This is a genomic window from Agreia sp. (assembly GCF_964263775.1).
GTDB lineage: Bacteria > Actinomycetota > Actinomycetes > Actinomycetales > Microbacteriaceae > Agreia.
Window position 1 is genome coordinate 1 of record NZ_CAXVWM010000068.1, and the last position, 11,053, is coordinate 11,053.

Annotated in this window: 14 protein-coding genes and 2 tRNA genes; 4 read left to right on the top strand and 12 right to left on the bottom strand. The window is 66.9% G+C overall.

Annotated features, from left to right (window positions below):
* The 3 genes from ACE5CZ_RS05715 to ACE5CZ_RS05725 all read right to left on the bottom strand — a co-directional run.
* A partial coding sequence (locus ACE5CZ_RS05715; protein ID WP_374946373.1) for an SOS response-associated peptidase family protein occupies nucleotides 1-287 on the bottom strand: 287 nt, incomplete at its 3' end.
* Nucleotides 288-296: 9 nt separating this feature from the next.
* A complete protein-coding gene (locus ACE5CZ_RS05720) occupies nucleotides 297-605 on the bottom strand; it encodes a hypothetical protein (protein WP_374946374.1) in 309 nt (102 codons plus the stop codon).
* A gap of 17 nt (nucleotides 606-622) precedes the next feature.
* Nucleotides 623-1,120, bottom strand: coding sequence for a MarR family winged helix-turn-helix transcriptional regulator (locus tag ACE5CZ_RS05725; RefSeq protein ID WP_374946375.1), 498 nt, complete (start codon nucleotides 1,118-1,120; stop codon nucleotides 623-625).
* Nucleotides 1,121-1,213: 93 nt separating this feature from the next.
* Between ACE5CZ_RS05725 and ACE5CZ_RS05730 the strand changes: the two genes are divergently transcribed.
* A complete protein-coding gene (locus tag ACE5CZ_RS05730; RefSeq protein WP_374946376.1) occupies nucleotides 1,214-1,816 on the top strand; it encodes a TetR/AcrR family transcriptional regulator in 603 nt (200 codons plus the stop codon).
* A 55-nt stretch (nucleotides 1,817-1,871) separates the two neighbouring features.
* A complete protein-coding gene (locus ACE5CZ_RS05735; protein WP_374946377.1) occupies nucleotides 1,872-2,363 on the top strand; it encodes a CarD family transcriptional regulator in 492 nt (163 codons plus the stop codon).
* Between the two features lie 73 nt (nucleotides 2,364-2,436).
* Here ACE5CZ_RS05735 and ACE5CZ_RS05740 read toward each other — a convergent pair whose 3' ends face one another.
* The 5 genes from ACE5CZ_RS05740 to ACE5CZ_RS05760 form a co-directional block, all read right to left on the bottom strand.
* A complete protein-coding gene (locus tag ACE5CZ_RS05740) occupies nucleotides 2,437-2,853 on the bottom strand; it encodes a hypothetical protein (RefSeq protein WP_374946378.1) in 417 nt (138 codons plus the stop codon).
* Between the two features lie 58 nt (nucleotides 2,854-2,911).
* Nucleotides 2,912-4,168 (bottom strand): UDP-N-acetylmuramate dehydrogenase, encoded by a 1,257-nt coding sequence (locus ACE5CZ_RS05745; protein WP_374946379.1) that lies wholly within the window; start codon nucleotides 4,166-4,168, stop codon nucleotides 2,912-2,914.
* Nucleotides 4,165-4,617, bottom strand: a complete 453-nt coding sequence (locus tag ACE5CZ_RS05750; protein ID WP_374946380.1) for a MaoC family dehydratase — start codon at nucleotides 4,615-4,617, stop codon at nucleotides 4,165-4,167. The genes ACE5CZ_RS05745 and ACE5CZ_RS05750 overlap by 4 nt, the downstream gene beginning before the upstream one ends.
* Nucleotides 4,614-5,060: a MaoC family dehydratase N-terminal domain-containing protein gene (locus ACE5CZ_RS05755; protein WP_374946381.1), complete on the bottom strand. Its 447-nt coding sequence runs from the start codon at nucleotides 5,058-5,060 to the stop codon at nucleotides 4,614-4,616. Before ACE5CZ_RS05755 ends, ACE5CZ_RS05750 begins: the two co-directional genes overlap by 4 nt.
* Nucleotides 5,061-5,159: 99 nt before the next feature.
* Nucleotides 5,160-5,969: a TrmH family RNA methyltransferase gene (locus ACE5CZ_RS05760; protein WP_374946382.1), complete on the bottom strand. Its 810-nt coding sequence runs from the start codon at nucleotides 5,967-5,969 to the stop codon at nucleotides 5,160-5,162.
* A gap of 91 nt (nucleotides 5,970-6,060) precedes the next feature.
* Here ACE5CZ_RS05760 and ACE5CZ_RS05765 point away from each other — a divergent pair, with 91 nt between their 5' ends.
* The gene (locus tag ACE5CZ_RS05765) at nucleotides 6,061-6,312 is read left to right on the top strand and encodes a DUF4190 domain-containing protein (RefSeq protein WP_374946383.1); all 252 of its coding nucleotides are present in this window, start codon (nucleotides 6,061-6,063) and stop codon (nucleotides 6,310-6,312) included.
* 15 nt (nucleotides 6,313-6,327) lie between these two features.
* On the opposite strand, the gene ACE5CZ_RS05770 is transcribed toward ACE5CZ_RS05765, so the two are convergent.
* From ACE5CZ_RS05770 to ACE5CZ_RS05780, 3 genes are all read right to left on the bottom strand, one after another.
* Nucleotides 6,328-6,927, bottom strand: a complete 600-nt coding sequence (locus ACE5CZ_RS05770; RefSeq protein ID WP_374946384.1) for a CDP-alcohol phosphatidyltransferase family protein — start codon at nucleotides 6,925-6,927, stop codon at nucleotides 6,328-6,330.
* Between the two features lie 285 nt (nucleotides 6,928-7,212).
* Nucleotides 7,213-7,286: transfer RNA gene (locus ACE5CZ_RS05775), tRNA-Met, on the bottom strand.
* 51 nt (nucleotides 7,287-7,337) lie between these two features.
* Nucleotides 7,338-7,409: transfer RNA gene (locus ACE5CZ_RS05780), tRNA-Thr, on the bottom strand.
* 118 nt (nucleotides 7,410-7,527) lie between these two features.
* Between ACE5CZ_RS05780 and ACE5CZ_RS05785 the strand changes: the two genes are divergently transcribed.
* Nucleotides 7,528-9,282 carry a glycoside hydrolase family 13 protein gene (locus tag ACE5CZ_RS05785; RefSeq protein ID WP_374946385.1) on the top strand — a complete coding sequence of 585 codons (1,755 nt, stop codon included), beginning with the start codon at nucleotides 7,528-7,530 and terminating at the stop codon, nucleotides 9,280-9,282.
* 96 nt (nucleotides 9,283-9,378) lie between these two features.
* Here ACE5CZ_RS05785 and ACE5CZ_RS05790 read toward each other — a convergent pair whose 3' ends face one another.
* Complete coding sequence (locus ACE5CZ_RS05790) at nucleotides 9,379-10,764, bottom strand: peptidoglycan DD-metalloendopeptidase family protein (RefSeq protein ID WP_374946386.1); 1,386 nt, start codon at nucleotides 10,762-10,764, stop codon at nucleotides 9,379-9,381.
* Nucleotides 10,765-11,053 lie beyond the last annotated feature (289 nt).

Below are 11,053 nucleotides of genomic sequence, written 5' to 3' on the forward strand. Positions count from 1 at the left end.
ACGATGCACCTCTTGCCGAGGAACGCGTTGCGGTACATGCCCGACGTCGCCACCGTCTCGATGCGGGCATTGATGGGCTGCGGCCGCTTCTTCAGGTCGGGGTACCAGCTGGGAACGAAGCCCCAGCGCACCGGCTCGAGCTCACGCCCGTGCTCGCGCCGCTGCCGCACGACCGCCACGTCGTCGGTCGGCGCCACGTTGAAGTTGTCTTCGAGCTCGGGCAGGCCATCCAGAAGTCCGTCGAGCAGGTCACCGGATGCCCGCGCCACCACAAATCTTCCGCACATGCGTCGAGGCTAACCCGCTCCGGTCGGCTCGGCGATCAGCACCATGCCGTTCGCGCTGTTCGCGGTCACCATGAGCGCCTCGATCCACGTGCGATTCACGGGCGGCGGCCGGTTGCCGAAAAAACGGATGTGCAGCGGAATCGTCGGATGCATCCAGATCGAACTGCGCCCATTGCCTTCCTCGGAGTTGTGCTCCCAGTTGAGGAGGAACGATTCCCCTCGCCGGAACTTGGCGTTGACGACCACGCGGATGTGCGCGAGAACACGATCGTCGATGTCGATTTCGAGGCCGGTCGGGCCGTAGATGAGTTTTCCCACGTCACTAGTTTATCTAGCTATTCAGGGTGCTGTGACACGGCGTCGCTCATCTGGTCGAGAAACGTCGCGACGATGCCCGCCTCGAGCGGGCCGAGCCGGCTCGCCACAGCCATCATGCGCCCGTGCAGGTCGCCGAAGGTCTCACGCATGTCTGCATGGGCGGTCGGGGTGGCAGTCAGCACGACTCCCCGACCATCGTTCGGATGCTTCGCTCGGCTCAGATGGGCACTCGCGACAAGCCGATCGACCAGCACGGTCGTGGATGCCGACGAGATTCCGAGATGCGCGGCAAGGTCTTTCGGACTCACGGCCCTCGCGTCGCGCTCGGCGTTGATGATGAAGCGAAGAGCCATCATGTCGGTCTCGTTCAGCCGCAAGGCTGCACGGGTACGGCGCCGCATCTCCGTTTCGGCGGCCCGATAGCGGCGGAGCGCGTTGAGGGCGTCGACCCCCGTTCTGGCCGCCGGATCGTCGCCGTACCAGTAGCCCGAGGCGCGCGCCTCCGAGGATTCCATGATCTCAACTCTACGGCCAGGTCGCTAGGCGGACTAAGAATCGGGTTCCGTCTTATCGAACAGGTGTCCGAGAAACCGTGATAGACTACCGTGATGTCGATTGTGCGGAGTACTGTTCTGCTCGACAATTCTCGAGTCTCCTCCGACTCCCCGTCAGACCCACGGGCGGCTCGCACGCGGCAGGGAATTCTCTCCGCCGTCGCGCGACTGCACGCCGCAGACTCGAAAGACATCTCGGTCAGCGACATCGTGCGCGAGGCACAGATCAGCCGCAGTTCGTTCTACGCGCATTTCTCCAGCCTCGATGATCTGGCCGTCGCGCTGCTGCGGCAGGAGTTCGCATCTGTGGTCGGCCCGAACACGCGCAGTGCAGCTGCCGGCTCGGGTCTGCGCGAGAGTTACACCCGCCTCGTCGAGCATTTCGCGCAGCGAGAATCCATCTACTCCTCCGCGCTGGGCCTTCCGCTGTCACGTCGTGCGTTCGACGACGTGGTCGCGGCATACGCCGAGCAGGTGCTCGCGTCGTTCGACGAACCGGCATCCGAGGCCGACGCCATCCGGGCCCGCCTTGCCGCCACGTACGTGGCCGGCGGTACGGTCAGCCTGCTCAGCGCGTGGGTGGCGAATCACCATGACATCAGCGCAGACCAGCTGGCCGGGCAACTCATCGACCTGTTGCCCGCGTGGCTCAGCTGACTTTCCCCGAACAATCCTCCCTGCACCACGTCACACAGAAAAGAGAAGCTCAACCGTGAAATTCGATATTGGAGAGACCCTCGTCTACCCGCACCACGGGGCGGTCACCATCACTGAACTCGAGACCAAGGTAGTCAAGGGCGAAGACAAGCGTTACATGACGCTTCGGGTGCACACGAGCGATCTCATCATCAAGCTTCCGATCGACAACGTAGAGCTCGTCGGGGTGCGCGACGTCATCGACGCCGCCGGCGTCGACGAGGTGTTCGCTGTTCTTCAGAACGACTTCGTCGAGGAGCCGGGCAACTGGTCACGTCGCTACAAGGCGAATCAAGAGAAGATGGCCTCGGGCAGTGTGCACCGTGTCGCCGAGGTCGTGCGCGACCTGTGGCGTCGCGAGCAGGCGCAAGGGGTGTCGGCCGGCGAGAAGCGCCTGCTTCTCAAGGCGCGCCAGGTTCTCATCTCCGAACTGGCTCTCGCGCGCAGCGTCAACGACGAAGACGCCTCGCTGCTGCTCGACGAGGTGCTGAACGCGGTCGTCGTATAACGCGCTCGTAGTAAAACAGTGACCCCGGTGCGAGTGACGCACCGGGGCCTGTTGTGTGAACGAAAAAGGGCTGCTAGCTGCAGACCTTTCCGAGTTCGGTGAACGTCGTCTGAACATCTGTGGATGCCGCCGTCAGGGCATCGACATCGGCGCCGGTCGGGTCGGACGCGTACTTCGCGAACTCGTCGACCAGGGCGGTGAGCGCGCCGTTGGCGTCTTCGGCAGCGGGGGTCACCTCGTCGTTGGTGACCTTCGACACGTTGTCGGAGAAGGTGTCGGCGACGGCCTGCAGCGACTTCGACGCGCCCTCGGGGTCGGTCGACGCGTTGGAGAGGCTGCTGCTGAGGTCGTCCTGCACGTTCGTGAGGCCCTTCTCGAGCACCTTGCAGGCGTCGGCCTTGCTCTGTCCGCCGGCGCAGCCGGTGAGCAACAGGCCGGAAATTGCCAGCGCGCCGATCAGCGACGCGGACTTGGAGCGGGAAAAACTCATGGGTGTGGACTCCTATAAGGGGGTGCGTGGAGTTGAAACCCTAGCAGCCGAGCTCTGGTCAGAAGAGTCCCACGAACCCCGGCTCGGGGTGCAGAACGACACCGAACTCCGCCGAGACCCTGTTCTGAATGTAGCGAGACAGTTCGGCAATCTGCGCCGCCGACGCCTGGCCCGTGTTCACGATCGCCAAGGTGTGCTTCGACGAGATCGCCGCTCGCGAGCCCGGCAGCGAGAAACCGCGCCCGATTCCCGCGTGCTCGATCAGCCAGGCCGCGCTCAGCTTGACCCGGGGCTCCGCGCCGGTTTCGGATGCCGGCAGCGGGCCGCCGAGATCGACGGACAGGCCCGACGCGGGGTCGGGCAGCGCAATGACCAGGGCCTCGTCTTCTCCGCCCACCGGCCAGCGCGGGGCTGCCGCGGGCAGCCCGCGCGCGAAGTTCTCGCTGACGACCGGGTTGGTGAAGAACGACCCGGCGCTCACCGAATCCGGATCCGTGGCATCCAGAACCATGCCCTTCGAACGGCGCAGATCGAGCACCGCCTGGCGCACCGCGCCCAGGGCGACGCGGTCGCCCTGGGCGACACCGAGTGCCGTGGCCAGCTGCGGGTACGCGACCGGGTCTCCGAGCGCGAGCGAACCGGGCATGTCGGATGCCGCATCCTGCGCCGTCGAGTCGGTGAGCGAGAACGTGACCGAGAGCACAACGCCTCGCTTGCCGTGCTTGAACACGCTCGAGCGGTATGCAAGCTCGAGGTCGTCACGCGCGATGCGCTCGACGCGGCCGGTGCCGTAGTCGAGAAAGTCGACCGACACGATCGCGTCGCCGACCTCCTGCCCGTAGGCGCCGATGTTCTGGATGGGCGACGCCCCCGTCGACCCGGGAATGCCCGAGAGCGCCTCGAGACCCGACCAGCCCTGCTCGACCGTGTAGGCCACGAGTTCGTCCCACGGCTCGCCCGCCTGCACGCGCAGGCGCACGGTGCCGCTGGGTGCCACGATGCGGGCCACTCCCCGGGTCACGACGCGGATGACGGTGCCGTCGAAGCCCTCGTCGGAGATGACGACGTTCGATCCCCCGCCGAGCACGAACCAGTCGTCACCCGAGTCCCACACGTCGAGCGCAGCCTGCAGCAGCTCCGGCTCTCCCTGCGGTTCGATGATGCGGGCGGCCGGACCGCCCACCCTGAGCGTCGTCAGGGGGCCGAGCACAACATCCACGGCCTCGACGGAGCCGCCCGTCGGCTCGCTGTCGTGCGGCTTGCTGTCGTGCGGCTCACTGTCGTGCGGCTCGGGCCGACCGTGCCGTCCGCTCATGCCGCGGATGCAGACGGAGCAAGGGAGACGACGGCCTGCGCCTTGCCCAGGACTGTGTCGCCGTTGTAGGTGACCGTGAGGTCGATGCGCGCGGTGCCGGCTTCGGCGTCGACCGTGCCGACCTTCGCGCTGACGACCAGCTCTGCGCCCTCGACGGGGTCGACGAGCACGGGGCGCGTGAAGCGCACCTGGTAGTCGAGCACGCGCCCGGGGTCGCCGATCCAGTCGACGACCGGCTGCACGGCGATTCCCATGGTAAGCATGCCGTGGGCGAGAACGCCGGGCAGGCCCACGGATGCCGCGACGTCGTCGCGGTAGTGGATGGCGTTGAAATCGCCGGAGGCTCCGGCGTAGCGCACGAGCGAGTCGCGGCTCAGTGGATAGTGCCCGCCTGCGACGACGTCTCCGGCGGTCAGCTCTGCGGCATCGAGCGAGATTCCGGCGGTCATTCGTCTCCCCTGACGACGAGGGTGGAGGTGGCGGTCACGACGTGCGCGCCCGCCGAGTCGACGATCGTCGACTCGGCGGTGACCATCGAGTGACCACCGAGCGATTTGATGCTCGCGACGCTCAGAGTCGCCGTGAGCTCGTCCCCCGCCACGATGGGCCGGGTGAAGGTAAAGCGCTGGTCGCCGTGAACCACGCGCGAGAAGTCGATGCCGGCATCCGGTTCGGACAGCAGCTGGTGCAGGGTGTACTCCTGCACGACGACGGCGAAGGTGGGCGGCGCGACGACGTCGGCGTAACCGGCCGCGCGAGCGGCCTCGACGTCGGTGTTCACGGGGCTCGTGGCGAAGACGGCGCGCGCGAATTCGCGCACCTTCTCTCGGCCCACAAGGTAGGGATCGGTCGCGGCGAAGGTGCGGCCGACGAGTTCGGGGTTCACTGGCACGCCCCCATTCTACGAACCCGCGGCCGAGCGCGCCCCCGCCGGGCACACGCGCCGTCCGTGGACGCACGCGTGCCCGCTAGAGGAGCGCTGGCGGCGGGGTCAGCCGGAGACGGCCCACATCGCGACCGCGCTCGCTGCGGCGACGTTGAGCGAGTCGATTCCGTGCATCATGGGGATCTGCACCACGGTGTCGGATGCTCGGATCGCCTCGTCGGTGAGCCCCTCGCCCTCAGCGCCCAGCACCAGGGCGAGCCTCTCGGGGAGGCGAGAGGAGAAATCGCGCAGGCCGATCGCATCCGGGGTCAGGGCCAGCGCGGCGATGTGAAAGCCCGCGCCCGCGAGCAGCTCGCGAGTTTCGGCCCACTCGCCCACGCGAGTCCATGGAACCTGCAGCACGGTGCCCATGCTCACGCGAATGGCCCGGCGGTAGAACGGATCGGAGCAGCGCGGCGTGACGAAAATCGCGTCGGCGCCGATGGCTCCGGCGGAGCGGAAGATAGCTCCGACATTGGTGGGGTCGACCACGTTCTCGAGCACCACGATGCGGCGGGCTTTCTCGAGCAGGGTCGACGGGTCGACGAGGGCCGGGCGGTTCATCGAGGCGATCAGGCCGCGGTGGAGAATGTAGCCGGTGAGGTCTGCGAGCAGCTCGCCCGGGCCCGTGAAGACCGGAACATCGGCGAAGCCGTACTGTGCGAGCGCGGCCGTGGCCTCGTGGGTCGACGCGCCGAGGGCGAGCACCGAGCGGGGAACATGGCCCGCCCGCAAGGCGCGCTCCAGCACGAGGAGCGACTCGGCGAGGTAGATTCCGTGCTCGCTGCCTCGGGCCTTCTTCAGCGCGACATCGGTGAGGTGGGCGAAGTCGGAGAGTCGGGGATCGTCGAGGCTGTCGATGGCGAGTACGGGCACGCTCCTCATTCTCGCGCCAGGTGTCGGGCCTTTGACAGCAGACGTCGATGCTGGCACCATCGACTCACCCCACAAGAAGGAGCACACGCCCATGGCTGTTCAGTACAACGCGCCCGCCGAGAAGTACAACGTGATTGCGATCGTCGGCTTCATCGCGTCGTTCTTCATCAACATCGTCGGCATCATCCTGGGGTTCGTCGCCCTGTCGCAGATCAAGCGCACGGGCGAGCGTGGCCGCGGACTCGCCATCGCCGGCATCATCATCGGCTTCGCGTCGATCCTTGTCGGAATCCTCGCCGTAGCGATCATCATCCCCGCGGGATTGAGTACCTCCAGCTATTAGACGAGCGAGGCTGCTCTATGAACCTGCGGCGCCCGCCGTGCGAGCGCGGGCGTCGCGGATGACGATCGCCGCATACTGGGCGCCGACGACGACGTGCAACACGCATCCGATGGCCACGCCCCAGAACGCGATGAAGCCGAGCACCTCGTGGCCCGGAAACTCTGCCTGCGCGAGCAGCAGCAGCGGCAGGCCCAGCATCAGAAACGTGGTGCGGATCTTCGAGATGTACGTGATGGTCATCGAACCCTGGCGCTTGTAGGCCACGATGATGAGCCCCAGAATCAGGTCGGTCGCCGCGATGGCGATGAGCATCCAGAGCGGAACAATGCCGCTGATGACCAGCGTGAGGCAGACGACGACCTGGCTGGTGCGGTCTGCAACGGGGTCGAGCACGGCGCCGAAGCGGGTGACCTGGCCGAGCTTGCGAGCGGCAAATCCGTCGACCCAGTCGGTCGCCCCCAGCACCACCAGCACAATGAAGGCCCAGAAGTTCTCGTGCCAGAGCAGCACCATCAGGGCGAACAGCGGCATCAGCAGGATCAGGCGGGCGAAGGTGATGGTGTTGGGCACGTTCAGTACCCGCTCGCGCGTGCGCGGTTCTGCCGAGGTATCCACCTCTCGAGGGTAACCGGTGCGCGACGCCGAAGGGCGCTTTCGCACCGTGTGCGCCGTAGGGAAACCCTATTCAGGCCGTGCAGGCCCGGCGTTCATGGCCGGCCGGCCGTGCCGCGGCTGCCCGAGATCGGTCAAGGGGGCGATCCACGATTCGCCCTGGCCACCCGGCCATGAGATGCCTTGCGCATCCGGATGCCTACGGCGCGTCGCGCTGCCGCCGTCGCCTGCCGCGCAAGGCGCGAACGGGAAAAAAGCCCCGAGATGGCGAGATCTCGGGGCTTTTCGTAGCGGGAGCGGGACTCGAACCCGCGACACCACGATTATGAGCCGTGTGCTCTAACCACCTGAGCTACCCCGCCGGGCGACCTTTATAAGACCGACAACTTGCGCTGCCTGCCTGTGGAGGACGGAGCCCCCTGTGGGAATCGGACCCACTACCTCTTCCTTACCAAGGAAGTGCTCTACCAATGAGCTAAGGGGGCGTAACCTGCGCACGACGATGACGCCGCGCGTTTTGGCACCTGTAGAGAATAGCATCACAACGAGACCGGCCCGAACCGAGGTCTGGGATCGAAACGATTCGAGACTAGAGTATTGCGCATGACAGTCGAACTCACCGAGACCTCCGGCGCGCCCGAATCGTCTTCACAGGCATCCCTGATCGCTCTCGGCAGCGGCACCGAGTGGTGGCGTTCCGCCGTGATCTACCAGATCTATCCCCGATCGTTCGCCGACAGCGACGGTGACGGCATCGGCGACCTGCCCGGAATCACGAGCCGCCTCGACTCGCTCGCCGACCTCGGCGTCGACGCGATCTGGCTCTCGCCGTTCTACACGTCACCGCAGCACGACGCCGGCTACGACGTGGCCGACTACGTCGGCGTCGACCCGTTGTTCGGCACTCTCTCCGACTTCGACGCGATGCTCGCCAAGGCGCACGAACTCGGGCTCAAGGTGATCGTCGACCTCGTTCCGAACCACACCTCGTGGGATCACGAGTGGTTCGCCGCTGCGCTCGCCGCCCCCGCGGGCAGCCCGGAGCGCGACCGCTACATGTTCCGCGACGGCCTCGGCGAGAACGGGGAGATCGCACCGAACAACTGGCAGTCGGTCTTCGGCGGCCCCATGTGGGAACGCACCACCGACGCCGACGGAACCCCCGGCCAGTGGTATCTGCACATCTTCGACGTGAGCCAGCCCGACCTCAACTGGGAGAACCCGTGGGTGCGCGAGCAGATGCTCGGCGTGCTGCGCTTCTGGCTCGACCGGGGCGTCGACGGCTTCCGAGTGGATGTCGCGCACGGCCTGATCAAAGAGGCCGGGCTCCCCGACTACACGCCTCCCGCCGACGCGGGCAGCATGGGCGGCGGGGCATCCACGGCACTCGAACCCGGCATCGACTCCGACATCGACAGCGACGACCCGCCCACTCCGCCCTACTGGGCGCAGGACGGCGTGCACGAGATCTACCGCGCCTGGCACGAGGTGCTCGACGAGTATGAGGGCGACCGCGTGCTCTGCGCCGAGGCGTGGGTGGAGCCGCTCACGAAGCTGGCCCTCTGGGTGCGCCCCGACGAGATGCAGCAGGCTTTCAACTTCACCTACCTCGAAGCCGCCTGGAATGCGCACGAACTGCGCGCGGTCATCGACTCGTCGTTGAGCGCATACGGTGCCGTGGGGGCACCGTCGACCTGGGTACTCTCGAACCACGACGTCGTGCGCCATGCCAGTCGTCTCGCGCTGGGCGCCGACAACCTGCAGGGCGATGGCCTCGGGCCGAACTCCCCCGGCCTTCCCGACACCGCTCTCGGCCTGCGCCGTGCCCGCGCGGCCACCGCCGTGATGCTGGCGCTTCCCGGCAGCTCATACGTGTACCAGGGCGAAGAACTCGGACTCCCGGAGGCCATCCATCTGCCCGACGCCGCGCGCCAAGACCCGACCTGGTTCCGCACGAAGGGCGAGCGCTACGGTCGCGACGGATGCCGCGTGCCGATTCCCTGGGAGGCCGGCACGCCGAGCTACGGCTTCGGCCCGTCGGCAGCCAGCTGGTTGCCGCAGCCGACCGACTGGGATGCCTATTCCCGCGACCGCCAGATCGGCGTACCCGGGTCGACGCTCGAGCTCTACAAGCTCGCCCTGTCGCTGCGCGCACGGCACGAGCTCGGCGTCGGCTCGATCGACTGGATTCCGGGCTTCGGCGACGACGTGATCGCATTTTCGAACGGCGCTGTCACGGTGATCTCGAACATCGGCTCCGTGCCGGTAGAGCTGCCGACGGGCGCGGTGCTCCTCGCCTCCGAATCGGTGGAAGAAGGCGTGCTGCCCGTCGACACGACGGTCTGGCTCGCGAACTAGGTAGAACTGGGCCACGAGCGCGCACACTCGTCGAATAAGCACTCAAGGATCCTTCCTTGGGTGCTTTTTTGGCGAATGAAGTTCGCTAATTGGTGGCTAGTTGGCGTACTGGTTGAGCCAGGGCATCGGGTCGATCGGCGTGTCTCGTGCGTCGTGGATCTCGAAGTGCAGGTGCGCACCCGTCGAGGTTCCGGTGCTGCCCACGTTGCCGACCAGTTGGCCGACCTTCACGTCGTCGCCCTTGCCCATGGCGACCGACGCGCACTGCATGTGGCCGTACAGGCTCGCGAACTTCATGCCGTTGACGTTGTGGTCGACGATCACGTAACAGCCGTACCCGCCGGCGTCGCTCGTCTGCGCCAGACGCACCGTGCCGTCGGCGATCAGTTGGATCGGTGCGCCCATTCCCGGATTGAAGTCGATCCCCTGGTGGTTCGTGCTTCCGATGCCGCCCGGCGATGAGCGGTAGCCGAACCCGTCGCTGATCGGCACGCCGGTGGGGAAGGGCCACTGGATGGTGCCGCTCGTATCGTTCGAGAAGGTGTCGGCGGTGCTGAACCCCGTCATCGACACCATGGGCGCCTTCGGTACCTCTGTGATCGTGTAGGAGTCCCGACTGACCTGTGCCGCGGCCGCGTCGGCCTGGGTCGTGAGGCGCTGCTTCGCGGCATCGCCGGTGGTGTTCTGCTGAGCCTGAACCTGCACGCTCTGCGAGATCGGCGCATTCGGCGTGGCCGCGAAGTACGCCTCGGCCGGAAGCGATGTGGCCACAGCGATTCCCCCCACCACGAGGAACGCGAACATGCCGAAACTCTTCTTGGCGATCGTCTTGGTCGACGGCCTGCGACGACGCTGGTGCGGAATCGCTGCCTCGCCTGCGCCGTTACCGGATGCGTCGGACGCCGACTTGGGCGGGCTGGCCGCGGCTCGAACGACGGGCGGGCTGGCCGCTCGACGGCCGGCCTTCATCCGGGGCGGCGCGCTCTCGTCGTCGGCGCCGCCGGACACGGCGCGGCGGCCCGGTATGCGACTCGTCGGCCGTGCCGGGACCTCGCCCAGCACGTCTGCGATCTGGGTGACCTCGGGGCCGGATGCCGTGAGCACCGACAGCGTCACGTCGGCGGGAGAATCTGTCGAGGCGGCATCCGACTCGGGCCGTTCGATGGTGACATCGACGGCCGACACGGCTGTGACAGACTCTGCGACTCCGGCCGCGACCAGCTCGGGTTCGGTCGCCTCGAACGCGGTGCCCGACGCGAGCTGGTCAGTGGATGCTGCGGCGCGGCGTCCACGGGGGCGAACGGCATCGTCGAACGTTGCACGGTCGGCCTCGCGCGCCTGCGCTTCGGTGAGGGTGACCGGCGCGGCCGTACCGGCGGCCCGAGCCGCCCTGCGAGTCAAGGCAGCGGGAGCGGCGGCAGGAGCGAGAGCGGCCTGTCGCCTGGATCGACGCGAATCGGGCGCAGGGTCGGTGGCAGGCATCGAACCGTCGGTCTCAGACGAGGGGTCATCCGGACGGGGGTTGTGACGAGCCAAGGCGCAGTAGTTCCAATATCGGTTCGGGAATTTTGTCAGCACGCGTCAGATAAGAACTCGAGTAGGTTCGCAACGCGACTGTCGAAGATAACTCCCCAATCTGACAATTTGCGCAAAGCGGATCGATTGTGCGCGCGAGGTCGGGTTGTGCGCGTCAGTCGAGGCCGGCGGATGCGTAGAGTTCGCGCAGGATGGGCTCGAGCTGAACGGCCAGCGATTCATCGGCCGCGAGCAG